We start from the raw sequence: 13,731 nt of genomic DNA, 5'->3' as shown, positions 1-13,731 counted from the left end.
TCCACCCTCTGGGGGAGTGCGTGCCAGACGCCGCAGCGCAGGCGGGGGTTTGTTCACAGGCTCTCAGGGGGAGACACCCGCTCCCTGGTCCCGTCCGGGAAGCGGATCTCGACCGTGCCGTCGCCGGCGACCGTGGCGCCGGCCCCCGTGATCGACACCTGGGGGTCGGCGCTGAGCACCACCAGCGTGACCAACACAGGTACCGCGGCGGCCAGTTCGAGGCAGGGCGTCGCCGAGTGCTCTCCTACGGCGTTGGCGCCGACGACGTGCACCACCGTGCCCTCGGCGCCACCCCAGCCGTACAGGCCGACGAGCGCGCTGGTCAGTCCGTCGGCACGGCGGGCCCACGCCCGGCCGGGACCGGTCCGACTCTCCGCCGGAGTGCTGTCATCGGCGATGGCCCAACCCCCCTCCCGTACCGGCGAGTCGGGCGGCCCGTCAAGCCGGTGCACCCGCACCTCCCACGGCCCGTGCACCACGCTCACCGTCTCGATGCCACCGTGCCGGGAAGCGGCCCGACGCCCGTCGGCGCCGAGGGGATGGATACGGCCGCGCGGCGAAGGCGTGCCGTCGGCGGCGAGCAGGGCGAGGTGGTTGTCGGGGCCCGCCGGGGTCTCCGGGGCGGTGGCGCTGGAGTAGGCGAACCGTGCGTAGTGCGGGCTGTCCTCGGCCGTCGCGGGCGGGGGCGGGAGCCGGTTGCTGCCGTGGTTGACGAGCCGTACGATCCCGTCGGCCGCCGTGGAGTGCAGGAGCCAGCCCGGTGCGGGCAGGGCAAGGGTGGTGTCGGCCGTGTCGACGGGGCCGGGCTCCTCGGTGGCCGTCCAGACGGGGTGGGCCTCGGGCAGGAGCAGGCCGAGGAAGGCCTTGCTCGCCCAGTACGGGGAGGCCGGGCCCGAATAGCGCTGGGAGACGGGGAGGAAGGGCCGGTACCAGCCGAGGCTGAGCAGCCCGCGCTCGTCGGGCACGCCCCGCTCGGCGAAGTGCTTCAGGGTGCCCGAGGCGAGGCGGCGGGTGCGGCCGGGGGGCAGCGGGGTGGCGTCGGCGAGGGCGCCCGCCCAGAGAGGGGCGGCGGTCGCGAAACGGTAGGTGAGGGAGCGGCCCTGGTGGACCGGGGCGCCGTCGGAGCCGAAGAAGTGCTGGTGTACGCCGAGGAATTCGCGCAGTCGCGTGCGGTGCCGGGCGACGGTGTCAGGGTCCGCGCGCGGGCCCGCGATGCGCGCCCACAGGACCGGGTACAGGTGCAGGGCCCAGGCGTTGTAGTAGTCGAACTTACGGCCGTCGCCGTCGGTGTACCAGCCACCGCCGCGGTACCAGTCGTCGAGACGGGCGAGCCCGGCGTCGATCTCGGCGCGGCTGTGCGGGGCGCCGACGGAGGCCAGGAACTCCTCCGTGATGACCTGGAACAGACGCCAGTTGGAGTCGTTGACGTCGGCGCCGACGAAGTGGCCTAGCCATTCGACCACTTGGCCACGTACTGGCTCATCCAATTGGTCCCACAACCACGGCCGGGACTCGTGCAGCGCGATGGCGATCGACGCTGCCTCGACCATCGGCTGGGCCCGATCGGTGATGGGCGGCCAGCGCTCGGTGTGGTGCGGATCGGTACCGGCGGCGAGCCCGGTGGCGTACCGCTCGATGAGGGCGGGTCCGACTCGACCGCCCGAGCCGGCGATCCGGAAGGCGGCGAGCAGAAAGGAGCGCGCGAAGCCTTCGAGCCCGTCGGACCAGGGGCCGGAGTGGCTGGGCGGCCCGGGAAGGCGGTACTGGGCGAAGCCCGGGGTGGCATACGGCAGGAGCCCGTCGAGGAGACGGTCGGCGAGCGCTTCCCAGTGGACACGGGTCCAGCCGGTCAGAGGAGACAAACCGTGATCGGAAGGCGGAAGCAGGTGCGTCGGGTCACCGGGCAGCGACACATGCGGCGCGGTCATGCGGGGTAGGTCCTCCATCTGTCGGTGCGGTCAACGTCCCTAGGGGCGCGGGGCTGTATCGACAAGCGGCTCCGCCGCGGGGCGCGACCAGCCACAAACGACCCGCAGCGTCACGACGGCCCTCGCTGTGGGGCGGCCACGCTGCGGCGCACGACGATGTGGGTGCCCAGCAGGTGGTGATTCCCGGCCGCGTTCTCGGGATCCCGCAGAGCGATCCGCACGGCGGCACGGCCAAGCTCCTCAGCCGGCGTACGGACCGTGGTCAGCGGCGGGTTGAAGTCCTCCGCGAGCGGAATGTCGTTGTAGCCGACGACGGAGATGTCCTCGGGGACACGCAGACCCGCTTCGGCGACGGCCCGCAGCACACCGGCGGCAACCATGTCGTCCCCGGCGAACACTGCAGTGAACTCTCGTGTCTCCTTGAGGAGTTCAGCCATGGCCCGCAAGCCGGCCGCCCGCCCCAGCCCGCAGTCCACGACGTGCGCGGCCGCCGGCGGCAGCCCGTGCTCGGCGAGCGCCGCCCGATACCCGGCGACACGGGCGTCCAGCGCGGTGTTCCCGGGCAACCCCCCGAGAAAGACGATCCGCCGATGACCGGCCGACAGCAGATAACCGGTGATCGCCCGAGCCCCCGCCTCATTGTCGAACTCGACGACCAGCGCCGGTATTTCAGGATCCGGAGCCGGCCGCCCGCACAGCACGAGCCGCGCCCCCGAGGAATCCAGAGCCTGCGCATAGTGAGCGACGCGCGAGCGATACGCGTCGTCCTCGACGACCCCGCCCACCAGGATCACCAGCCGCGCCCCCTCCTCCCGCATCAACTGCACGAACTCCATCTCGCGCTGCGGATCCCCACCGGTCGCCCCGACCACGCACAGCCACCCCCGGTCGGCGGCCTCCGCCTCGACCCCCTCGGCGACCTGGGCGTAGAAGGGACTGGTGACCTGCCGGACGACGACCGCGGCCATCTTCCGGCCACCCCCCACCAGCGCCCGCGCATGCGCGTTGGCGACGTAGTCGAGATCACGCGCGGCACGCAGCACGCGGGCCCGGGTAGCGGCGGGCACCGGATGGTTGCCACTCAGCGCCCGCGACGCCGTGGCCATCGACACGCCCGCCCGCTCGGCGACCTCGCGAATCGTGACCCGACCCTTGCCTGTCATACCGTTCCCCATCCCCCACGTCTCCTGTTGCACCAGCGGAACGTCACGCGTCACGTGTTGGCCGCATGGTCCTTCGCGAATTCCTCGGCCATTCTGTCGCCGCCCTGGGCACGCCACTTCTTGACCACCCCGTCCCAGCCGGACAGCGGGAGCCGTCCGGCGACGATCCCGGTGACCGTGTCGTCGAGCATCGCCTTGAGCGTGGTGCCCTGGGCGTTCTTGGTCCGGGACTGAAGGCCGTAGGAGGCGTTGCGGACGGCGTACGGCACCACCTTCTGCTGCCAGGCGTGCAGGGCCCGTACGGCATCCGGCATGCCCGGCACGAACAGCACCTGAGGGCCTTCGGCGAGGTACTTCAGCGGCAGGTTGGTGTTGTTCTCGACCTCGCCGAGCTTGGTGGGCTCGGGCGAGCCGTCCTTGCCGCGGGTGAACTGGGTGCCCTCGACGCCGTAGTGGACGAGTTCCCACTCCCGGCTGCCGAAGGGGGCCGCGAGGTAGTCCAGGATCCGGAGCAGCAGCTCGACGCGGTCCTTCTTCGCCTTCTTCAGCACGGTGTAGCCGAAGGAACGACGGGCCGCGACGATACCGCCGGGCTTGCCGTCGACGCTGTACGGCAGCGCGGCGGCCGGGGTCAACTTGCCTTGCGATTCACGGTACTTGGGCAGGTAGGCGCCGAAGCCGTCCTGCATGGAGCCGACGGTGCCGTTGTAGAAGAGGGTCGTCAGGTCGATCTGGGAGACGGACGTGGCGTCGGGGTGGTAGGAGCCGGCCTTGCGGAGCCCGGACTGGAAGGCGATCGACGCCTTGAAGCGTTCGTCGGCCCAGCCCGGCAGGAAGGTGCCGTCCTTGGTGACGGCCCATTCCTGGGGCGCGTTGTGGGCGGCGGAGTGCACGGCGTTGCCGAACAGGGAGCCGTTTGCGGCGCCGAGCGCGTACGTCTTCCCGCCGGTCGCCCGCTTGGCGACGGCGGCGAAGTCCTCGGAGGTCCAGCCCTCCTTCATGCCCGCGTCGGTGAACATGCCCTGGTTGATCCAGAGGGTGGAGCCGGGCAGCGGGCGCTCCAGCGGGATGCCGAAGATGCGGCCGCCGATGCGGCCCATGTCGCGCCAGGCGTGGGTGGGGATGCCCGCGAGGTTGGGGTAGTCGGCGATCGCCTCGCCGGAGAGGTACGGCGTGAGGTCCTCGGCCCTCCGCTGCACGAACTCGGCCTCGCGGGGCAGCACGAAGCCGGAGAACATGTTGATGATGTCCGGCAGGGTGTCGGCGTCACCGGCCATCACCGTCGCCATCTTCTTCTGGTAGTCGGCCTGGGAGATGATCGTGTACTCGATCTTCACCCCGAGGGCCTTCTCCACCGCCGCCCAGAACCGGTTGGCGGAGGCCGGCTTGGGCGGTGTGCCGAAGGACACCGACATGACCTTGACGGTCGTACCGTCTCCGGGGGTACGGGAGACCGACTTGACCAGGTCGGAGGGGTAGGCGGTGTACCCGGCCTGGACTCCCGCCTCGGTGGCGGCGAGGTCCGGCCTGGGGCCTGCGGCGGCCTTGTACGCGGGCCAGGCGGCGAGCTTCTTGCCGGCGTTGGAGACGTCGCTGTCGCCCGAGCCGGTGGAACAGGCGGTCAGCAGACCTGGGACCGAGACTGCGGCGCCGCCTGCGGCCATGGAACGCAGCAGGGTACGTCGGGACATGCGGGGCATGAGCGAACGACCTTTCTGGGAGCGGCTCTTGAGGGAGGGTCAGTTCGTGACACGAGGAGGGTCAGCTCTTGATGGCGCCGGTGAGCACACCCTTGGTGAAGTACTTCTGCAGGAAGGGATAGACGAGCAGGATCGGCACGGTGGCGATCACCAGCACCGCCATCTGCACGGTCTGCGGCGCGGTGACCGTGCCCTCGCCGGTGGTGGCGTCGGTGAGCCCGGAACCGGCCACCACGTAGGTGCGCAGGACCTGTTGAAGGGGCCAGTGGTCGCTCTCCAGATAGAGCGAGGCGTAGAACCAGGAGTTCCAGTACGCCACCGCGTAGAAGAGTCCTACGACGGCCAACGCGGCCTTGGACAGCGGCAGTACGACGGAGACGAGCACCCGCCAGTCCCCCGCCCCGTCGAGCCGTGCCGCCTCGTACAGCTCCTCGGGGATGCCCTGGAAGAAGCCGCGCAGGACGACGAGGTTGAAGACGTTCACGAGGACGGGCAGGACGATCGAGGAGTAACTGTCCAGCAGGCCCAGCTCCTTGACCAGCAGGAAGCTCGGGATCATGCCGGGCGGGAACAGGAACGTGAAGAGGATCAGGAGCAGCACCGGTCTGCCGCCGAAGACGCCGGGGCGGGACAGGGCGTAGGCGAGCGTGACCGTGCAGACGAGGCTGAGCAGGGTGCCGACGAGTGTGACGCCGATACTGACGCCGAGGGCGTGGGTGACGATGCCGCCGTCGAGGATGTCGCGGTAGGCCTTGAGCGACGGCTCGGTCGGCCACAGCACCCAGCCGCCGTTGTCGACGACCTCGTCGGTGGAGGCGAGCGAGGTCGACACGATGACGAGGAAGGGCACGCAGACCAGGAGGACGACGGCGACGAGGGCGAGAGCCTTCCCCGCCTGGGTCACGGGCTTCGGCTTCTCCAGCCAGCCGGGCCTTGTCGATGAGCTCACCTGTAGACCCCCTGTTCGCCGAGGCGGTGGGCGACCTTGTTCGCGGCGTACACGAGCAGCGCGCCGATGACGCCCTTGAACAGGCCCGCGGCGGCGGCGAATCCGTAGTCGCCGCCGACGATGCCCTGGTAGTAGACGAAGGTGTCGATGATCTCGGAGGCCTCCGGGCCGACCGCGTCGCGCTGCAGCAGCATCTGCTCGAAGCCGACGGAGAGGATGTCGCCGAGCCGCATGATGAGCAGCAGCACGACCACCGGGCGGATGGCGGGCAGCGTGACGTGCCAGAAGCGGCGCCAGGGCCCGGCTCCGTCGATCGCGGCCGCCTCGTACTGCTGCTCGTCGACCTGGGCCAGTGCCGCGAGGAAGATGATCGTGCCCCAGCCGGCGTCCTTCCAGATCACCTGCGCCACGACGAGCGGCTTGAACGCGTCCGGGTTGCCGATGATGTCGACCGTGTGCCAACCCATGCCGTCCAGCGAGGAGTTGAGCAGTCCGGCGTCGCCGAGCAGCTGCTGGAAGAGGGCGACGACGATCACCCACGAGATGAAGTGCGGGAGATACGCCACCGACTGCACGAACCGGCGCACCGAGCTCCAGGTGAGGCTGTGCAGGAGCAGCGCGAGCCCGAGGGGCACCGGGAAGTAGAAGACGAGCTGCAGGACGGAGATCCAGACGGTGTTGAGCACCGCGTCCCAGAACGCCGCGTCCTCGAACATCCGCTGGAAGTTGCCCAGTCCAACCCAGGGGCTGCCCCAGAGGCCGTCGAAGGGGACGTACTCCTTGAACGCGATGACGTTGCCGACCAGCGCGCCGTAGTGGAAGAGCAGGAAGTAGGCGAGGCCGGGCAGCATCAACAGCAGAAGGACCCGGCTCTGAAAAGGTTTTCGTCTGCGGAGCGCGTCGCCGGACGGGCGGGGAGGCGCGCCCATCTCCTCGGTACCTGTGTGTTCCCGCAGAACAGCCGCCACGGGTCCCCCTCGCGTCTAGGAGTCGGAGCGAGGAGGAAGTTAAAACGCTTTCATGTCTGGGTCAACAGATCTGACAAAGATAGGAAGTTGACCCATGTCAGAGCGATGCGTCAAAGCGCACCGACGAGTGAAAACGCTCTCAGGCTGATTCGGAGCGACGGGCCAGGAGGACACTCACGACGGCCACCCACACTCCCGCGAGCAGGAAGGCGAAGAAGCCGACCCAGGGGATGAAGACCAGGACACCGAGGGCGACGGCGACCCAGCTCAGCCATCGGGGCAGGGGGCCGGCCTCGGCACGGACCGTGGCCAGTCCGGCGGCCAGCAGCATGAGGCCCATCCCGCCGACGAACGGGATGAAGAAGTCCTCGCTGAGGGCGTTGAGCGACTGCAGCGCCTCGTCGGCCGCCGACGACTTGTCCGAGAGGTCGACCAGGGCCAGGTTGAGGGCGGAGCCCACCAGGAAGCCCACGGCGATCAGCACGCCGCCCGCGAAGACCACGCGGTGCAGCCAGTCGTCGCCGCCCGGGGCGGCCCGGATCACCCGGGCCAGGTGAGCGGCGAAGAAGACGAAGAACACCGAGGCGAGGACCAGCAGATACAGGCTGACCGCGATCTGTGCCCGATGGTCGTCGTAGAAGCTTCTGACCTCGGCGCCGGAGGCGTCGTAGTCCGGCGTGTCGCCGAACAGAAGGAATCCCGCGACCGTCAGTGCCACGGCCACCAGACCGGTGAGCGGTGCGACTCGCATTCGGGACCTCCTCCCCCCACCCGCAGGGCGTGCCCCTCCTGCCTTCCAAGCTCCCAGAGATCCCGATACTGCGCCATTCGGGTGAAGGCCGGGTGCGGTACGCACCCGGACCGTCACACTCGGCGATCAGCTCCGGCGTCGGGCCAGCACCACCGCTCCCCCGCCGGCCACGAGCAGCGCGATCGCGCCGCCCGCGATGTACGGCGTCATCGAGTTGCCGCCCGTCTCGGCCAGGCCCCCCTCGGCCGAAGCGCCCTGCGCCTGGACATCGGAGGCGGGACTCGTGGTGGGGTCGGCCGACTCCGCGGGTGCCGGCGGCGCCTCGCAGGTCGCCTCGGCCAGGGTCAGGGTGCCCTCGACCTCTGCCACGTTGAGCTTCAACGGGTTGACGGAGACCTTGAGTTCGAGGGCCGTGGCGGCCGCCGTGCTCGAGGTGGTCTCCGTCTTCGACAGGTCGAGGCGGACCTCGCCGACGCCGGGCACCTTGACGTCCGTCGTGCCGCCGGCGGTCACCGTGACCTTCTTGCCGAGGACCGTGACCGGGCCCAGCAGGTTCGAGGAGGCGGTCGGCGTCTTGCCGGCCTCGCAGGTCGCCTCGGAGGTGACCGTGCCGAGCTCGATGAGCGAGAGCAGCGGCAGCCCGGGGACGTGGAGCTTGGCGTGGGCGAGGTTGGTGGAGGCCTCGGCCTTGGCGGCGGTGACCGTCGCCTTCGCGTCGGCGACTTCGGCGCCCAGCACGCTGAACGGCTGACCTCCGTTCACGCCGTCCAACTTGGCGGTGAGAGCGGTCCGTTGGGCACTGTTGGGCGCCTGGACCTCGTTGAGGGAGACCGCGAGCGGGACGTTCACGGTCTTGTTGAGCAGGGACACGTCGAGCCCGGTGCGCAGGACGACGGCGCTCGCGCGACCCTGGTCGTCGGTCGCGTGGGCGGTGCCCGCGCCGGCCAGGACCGCGGGACCTGCGGCCAGGGCCGTGGCCGTCGCGACGGTCGCGAGACGGCGTGCGGGCATGCGGAAGTTGATGCCGTTCAAGGTGGGGACTCCCAGAAGGGTGACTTGCTCGGGACCCGGCAAGGATTACGCACTGAGGGTGAACGGTCAGCATGCTGACGCGGGTTCACCCCAAAGTGCCATTTCCGCGCACGCCTTCGATTCCCTGGGCACGCACGTTCTCCACACTCACGGGGCTCAACTCACGACCCGGCCGTTCACCATCACTCTCCGTGGCGCCGTCAGGACGCGTACGTCCGCGCGCGGGTCGGACTCGTACACCACCAGGTCCGCCGGTGCGCCCTCCTCCAGGCCGGGGCGACCGAGCCACTTGCGGGCCGCCCACGAGGTCGCCGCGAGCGCCTCGACGGGCGGGATGCCGGCGGTGACCAGTTCGGCGACCTCGGCGGCCACCAGGCCGTGGGGCAGGGTGCCGCCCGCGTCCGTGCCGACGTACACCGGGATACCGGCGTCGTACGCGGAGCGGACCGTGTCGTAACGCCGTTCGTGCAGTCGGCGCATGTGGGCCGACCAGCGGGGGAACTTGGACTCGCCGCCGTCGGCGAGCTTCGGGAAGGTGGCGATGTTGACGAGGGTCGGGACGATGGCGACGCCGCGCGAGGCGAAGAGCGGGATCAGGTCCTCCGTGAGGCCCGTCGCGTGCTCGATGCAGTCGATGCCCGACTCGACGAGGTCCTGCAGGGAGTTCTCGGCGAAGCAGTGGGCCGTCACGCGGGCACCCAGGCGGTGGGCCTCCGCGATGGCCGCCTCGACCGCCTCGCGCGGCCAACTGGGGGTCAGGTCGCCGAGGTCACGGTCGATCCAGTCGCCGACCAGCTTCACCCAGCCGTCGCCGCGCCTGGCCTCCTGGGCGACGTAGGCGACCAGGTCCTCCGGCTCGATCTCGTACGCGTAGCCCCGGATGTAGCGGCGGGTGCGGGCGATGTGCCGGCCCGCCCGGATGATCTTCGGGAGGTCCTCGCGGTCGTCGACCCAGCGGGTGTCCGAGGGCGAGCCCGCGTCGCGGATCAGCAGGGCGCCGGCCTCGCGGTCGGCCAGGGCCTGCTTCTCGGCGACGTCCTCCGGGACCGGGCCGTGCGGGCCGAGGCCGACGTGGCAGTGGGCGTCGACGAGGCCGGGGAGGGTCCAGCCTTCGACGGTACGGACGTCGCGGTCGCCGCCGGGGCGGTCGTAGGAGATCCGCCCGCCGACGACCCACAGTTCGTCCCGGACGTCGTCAGGTCCGACGAGGACCCTGCCCTTCACGTGCAGCACCGCGCGATCGCTCATGTACCGCACGATAAAGGCTCCGCCGAAAGCACCGTGCGTCGGCTGCGGGTCCGTTGTGGCTGGTCGCGCCCACGCGGCGGAGCCGCACAATGTCACAGCCCCGCGCCCCTTACGGGGCGCTGTCCTCCTCCTCGACTTCTGCCATCGCCGGGTCCAGCAGGCGCGAAAGGAAGTGGCGGGTGCGTTCGTGGCGGGGGTTGGTGATGACCTGCTCGGGGGTGCCGTCCTCGACGATCACGCCGTCGTCCATGAAGACGACCCGGTCGGCGACCTCGCGCGCGAAGGTCATCTCGTGGGTCACGACCATCATCGTCATGCCCGAGTCGGCCAGCATCCGCATGACCGCCAGGACGTCGCCGACCAGTTCCGGGTCGAGCGCCGACGTCGGCTCGTCGAACAGCATCACCTCGGGGCCCATCGACAGCGAGCGGGCGATGGCCACACGCTGCTGCTGGCCGCCGGAGAGGGAGGCGGGGTAGGCGTCCGCCTTCTCCGACAGGCCCACCCGCTCCAGGTTCTCGGCGGCCACCTTGGCGGCTGCCGCCTTGTCGCGCTTGAGGACCCTGCGCTGCGGCAGTGTGAGGTTCTCCGTCACGGTGAGGTGCGGGAACAGGTTGAACTGCTGGAAGACCATGCCGATACGGCGGCGTGCGGCGTCGATGTCGACGTCGGGGTCCGTGAGTTCGGTGCCGCCGACGAGGACCTGGCCCTTGGTGGGTTCTTCGAGCAGGTTCACGCACCGCAGCAGCGTCGACTTGCCCGAGCCGGACGGGCCGATCACGCACACGACCTCGCCCTGGCCGATCTCCAGGTCGATGCCTTTGAGGACCTCGTTGTCGCCGAACGACTTGTGCAGGTCCCGGACCTGGATCTCCGGACGGGCCGCGAGGGGCTTCTCACTCATTTCACGGCCTCCCCGGCCTTCGCCTCCATACGGCGTACGACGAAGCCGAGCGGGATCGTGACCAGCAGGTAGCACAGGCCGGCGACGAGGATCGGCGTGGAGTTGGCGGTCGTACTGGCCAGGTCACGGCCGTACTTGGACAGTTCGCGCTCCTCCAGGGTGACGCCGAGGAACAGCACCAGCGAGGAGTCCTTGAAGAGGAGGACGAGTTCGTTGGTGAGCGGCGGGAGGATGATCCGGAACGCCTGCGGGATGATGATCGAGATCATGGCCCTCGTCGGCGAGAAGCCCAGTGAACGGGCCGCCTCCATCTGTCCCTTGGGCACCGCCTGGATGCCCGCGCGGATCGTCTCCGCCATGTACGCCGCCGCCACCAGGCCGAGCGCGAGCGCGACCTTGCCGTACGTGCCGCCGACGATCTCCGTGCCCGGGAAGGCCAGCGGGACGGCGACGCCGATGAAGATGAAGATCAGCAGGGCGGGCAGACCGCGGAAGATCTCGATGTACACGCCGGCGAACCAGCGGTACGGGCCCACCGACGACAGCCGCATCAGCGCGATGACCATGCCGAGCACCAGGCCGACCACGAAGCCGGACAGGGTGTAGAGCACGGTGTTCTTCAGCGCCAGCGTGATGACGTCCGGGAACATCTGCTCGGCGATGTCCCACTGGGCGAACTGGTTCTTCAGCCGGCCCCAGTCCGCCGAGACCGCGAAGGCGATCACGGCGGCGACGAAGACGGTGTACTGGACGCCGCGGGAGAGGCTGCGCTTCTGACGGCGGGTCAGGCCCTTTTTCTTCGGCTGGAGTTGTACGTCGGTGGAGGTCATGACGCGGACGGAGACGCCGCGGTCTCGTCGTACGGGCCGATCCACTTCTCGTACAGCTTCTTGTACGTGCCGTCGGCCCTGGCGTCGGTGAGCGCCTTGTCGATGGCGGCCAGCAGCTTGGTGTTGCCCTTCTTCACCGTGAAGCCGTACTGCTCACCGGTGTTGATGTTGTCGGCGACCTCGAAGGCGTCGGCGTTGGCCTTGGTCTTGAGCCAGCCCTGGACGACCGGGTAGTCGATGACGACGGCCTTGACCTGGCCGGAGCGCAGGCCGCTCAGGACCGCGTCGGAGGACTCGAAGGAGACCGGGTCGAAGCCCTGGCCCTTGGCGTAGTCCTCACCGGTGGTCTGCGCCTGGGCGCCGAGCTTGACGCCCTTGGACTTCGCGTCGGCGAGCGAGGTGATCCCGCTGCCCTTGTCGACGAGAAGGGCCTGGGTGGCCTCGAAGTACGGGTCCGAGAAGTCGACGTTCTTCTTGCGCTCCTCGGTGATGGTCATGCCGGCCGCGGCCAGGTCGCACTCACCGGAGTTGAGGAAGGCGCCGGTCTTGAAGTTCTCGAACGGGGTGTCGAGGATCTCCTGCTTCACGCCCAGGTCCTTGGCGACGAGGTCGATCAGCGCCACGTCGAGGCCCTGCACCTTGCCGTCGATCTCCGACTGGAAGGGCGGGTACGGCAGGTGCGTGCACGTCGTCAGCTGACCGGCCTTGACCAGCTCGACCCCACCGGCGGCGGTCTTCGAACCGCTGCCGCCGTCGTCGCTGGAGGTACAGCCGGAGACCGTGACAGACACGAGCATCAGCCCTGCCGTCGCGGTGGTGACGGCCAGAATGCGGGTCCGGCGGCCGGGGAGCGTCTTCACGGCGGGCCTTCCTGTGGGGGAACTGTAGGTTCCGATTATAAGGAGAAGTTTGAGCCTCTCAAATCAAACCGATGGTGCCGGGGTCATCTGGCCTAAGAAGTCGCCGGTCGGCAGAGCTAGGAGGGTTCCGGATACTCTCGTCTCGTCTACCCCGTGAGTGAAGAGAGCACCACCGTGACGCATCCGTTTCTGGACCTGCCCCCGCTCGGCGCCGCCCACTTCGCCTCGATCGAGGACCGTGTGGCACGACTGCTGCGCACCGAGCAGGACGTCGTGATCATGCAGGGTGAGGCGCTGCTGCCGCTGGAGGGAGCGATTCGCGGGACGGCCGGTCCGGGTACCACCGCACTGAACGTCATCACCGGTCCCTACGGGCAGACCTTCGGGAACTGGCTGCGGGACTGCGGCGCGACGGTGATCGACCTCGCGGTGCCCTTCCACACGGCGGTCACCGCCGGCCAGATCCGGGAGGCCTTCGCCGAGCACCCGGCGATCGACTTCGTCTCGCTCGTGCACGCGGAGGCCGCGACCGGCAACACGAATCCCGTCGCGGAGATCGGCGAGGTGGTGCGTGAGCACGGCGCGCTGTTCTACCTCGACGCCGTGGCCTCGATCGGGGCGGAGCCGGTGCTGCCGGACGCGTGGGGCGTGGACCTGTGCGTGATCGGGGCGCAGAAGGCGATGGGCGGGCCGGCGGGCGTGTCGGCGGTGTCGGTGAGCTCGCGGGCGTGGGCTCGGATGGCGGCGAATCCTCTGGCGCCGCGGCGGTCGTATCTGTCGCTGCTGGACTGGAAGGAGCGCTGGATCGACGGCGGGCGGAAGGCGCTGCTGCACGCTCCGGCCCAGTTGGAGATGCTCGCGCTGGAGGCGTGCGTGGAGCGGATCGAGGCCGTGGGGCTGGATGCGGTGATGGCGCGGCACGCGGCTGCCGCGGCCGCGACGAGGGCGGGGGCGTCGGCTCTGGGTGGGGGTCTGGAGCCGTACGTGTACGAGGCGGTGGATGCGGCGCCGGTCGCTACGACCCTGCGGGCGCCGTCGGGGGTCGACGCGTCGGAGCTGGTGGCTCGGGCGATGGAGTCCGACCCGGCCGTGCCGCTGGCCGCGGGTGGGGGTGCGTTGGCCAAGGAGATGATCCGGGTCAACCACTATGGGGTGGACGCGACTCGGGGGGCGGTGCGGGCGAGTCTTTCGGCGCTGGGCGCTGCGCTGGCTTCGAAGGGGTTGAGCGTGGATGTGGAGGGGGCGCTGCGGGTGGCGGAGGACAGCTGGCGGTAGCGTGCCGGCGGCTGGGGCGGTTTTTTCTCGCCCCCGCCGCCCCTACCCGTCCCATCCTTCCGGGGCTCCGCCCCAGACCCCGCTCCTCAAACGCCGGAGGGGCTGGATTTTGCCGGCCGAGGC

Annotated in this window: 12 protein-coding genes; 1 reads left to right on the top strand and 11 read right to left on the bottom strand. The window is 70.0% G+C overall.

Translation table 11 applies throughout. The annotated features are described in order from the left end of the window. Nucleotides 1–53 precede the first annotated feature (53 nt). From IG08_RS0135510 to IG08_RS0135460, 11 genes are all read right to left on the bottom strand, one after another. Nucleotides 54–1,928, bottom strand: coding sequence for a DUF2264 domain-containing protein (locus IG08_RS0135510; RefSeq protein WP_030612429.1), 1,875 nt, complete (start codon nt 1,926–1,928; stop codon nt 54–56). A 110-nt stretch (nt 1,929–2,038) separates the two neighbouring features. Further along, nucleotides 2,039–3,091, bottom strand: a complete 1,053-nt coding sequence (locus IG08_RS0135505) for a LacI family DNA-binding transcriptional regulator (RefSeq protein ID WP_043456087.1) — start codon at nt 3,089–3,091, stop codon at nt 2,039–2,041. Nucleotides 3,092–3,141: 50 nt separating this feature from the next. After that, a complete protein-coding gene (locus IG08_RS0135500; protein WP_030612421.1) occupies nt 3,142–4,791 on the bottom strand; it encodes a type 2 periplasmic-binding domain-containing protein in 1,650 nt (549 codons plus the stop codon). A gap of 61 nt (nt 4,792–4,852) precedes the next feature. After that, nucleotides 4,853–5,740, bottom strand: a complete 888-nt coding sequence (locus IG08_RS0135495) for a carbohydrate ABC transporter permease (protein WP_030612418.1) — start codon at nt 5,738–5,740, stop codon at nt 4,853–4,855. Continuing rightward, nucleotides 5,737–6,591 carry an ABC transporter permease gene (locus tag IG08_RS0135490; RefSeq protein WP_030612414.1) on the bottom strand — a complete coding sequence of 285 codons (855 nt, stop codon included), beginning with the start codon at nt 6,589–6,591 and terminating at the stop codon, nt 5,737–5,739. Before IG08_RS0135490 ends, IG08_RS0135495 begins: the two co-directional genes overlap by 4 nt. 256 nt (nt 6,592–6,847) lie before the next feature. Then, on the bottom strand, nt 6,848–7,459 hold the full coding sequence (locus IG08_RS0135485; protein WP_030612412.1) for a hypothetical protein: 612 nt from the start codon (nt 7,457–7,459) through the stop codon (nt 6,848–6,850). Between the two features lie 126 nt (nt 7,460–7,585). Beyond that, complete coding sequence (locus IG08_RS0135480) at nt 7,586–8,491, bottom strand: SCO1860 family LAETG-anchored protein (protein ID WP_030612408.1); 906 nt, start codon at nt 8,489–8,491, stop codon at nt 7,586–7,588. A gap of 156 nt (nt 8,492–8,647) precedes the next feature. Continuing rightward, nucleotides 8,648–9,739, bottom strand: coding sequence for an amidohydrolase family protein (locus tag IG08_RS0135475; RefSeq protein WP_030612405.1), 1,092 nt, complete (start codon nt 9,737–9,739; stop codon nt 8,648–8,650). A 109-nt stretch (nt 9,740–9,848) separates the two neighbouring features. Further along, nucleotides 9,849–10,643 carry an amino acid ABC transporter ATP-binding protein gene (locus tag IG08_RS0135470; protein ID WP_030612402.1) on the bottom strand — a complete coding sequence of 265 codons (795 nt, stop codon included), beginning with the start codon at nt 10,641–10,643 and terminating at the stop codon, nt 9,849–9,851. Next, nucleotides 10,640–11,473, bottom strand: coding sequence for an amino acid ABC transporter permease (locus IG08_RS0135465; RefSeq protein ID WP_030612399.1), 834 nt, complete (start codon nt 11,471–11,473; stop codon nt 10,640–10,642). Before IG08_RS0135465 ends, IG08_RS0135470 begins: the two co-directional genes overlap by 4 nt. Beyond that, entirely contained in the window at nt 11,470–12,333 is an 864-nt protein-coding gene (locus tag IG08_RS0135460; protein WP_030612397.1) for an ABC transporter substrate-binding protein, read from the bottom strand. The genes IG08_RS0135465 and IG08_RS0135460 overlap by 4 nt, the downstream gene beginning before the upstream one ends. A 174-nt stretch (nt 12,334–12,507) precedes the next feature. Here IG08_RS0135460 and IG08_RS0135455 point away from each other — a divergent pair, with 174 nt between their 5' ends. Next, nucleotides 12,508–13,608 carry a pyridoxal-phosphate-dependent aminotransferase family protein gene (locus tag IG08_RS0135455; RefSeq protein ID WP_030612395.1) on the top strand — a complete coding sequence of 367 codons (1,101 nt, stop codon included), beginning with the start codon at nt 12,508–12,510 and terminating at the stop codon, nt 13,606–13,608. Nucleotides 13,609–13,731: the final 123 nt, after the last annotated feature.

Source organism: Streptomyces fulvoviolaceus (assembly GCF_000718165.1).
GTDB classification, from domain to species: Bacteria; Actinomycetota; Actinomycetes; order Streptomycetales; family Streptomycetaceae; genus Streptomyces; species Streptomyces fulvoviolaceus.
The sequence above is the reverse complement of the archived record's forward strand: the minus strand, read 5'-3'. Positions and strand labels throughout refer to the sequence as shown.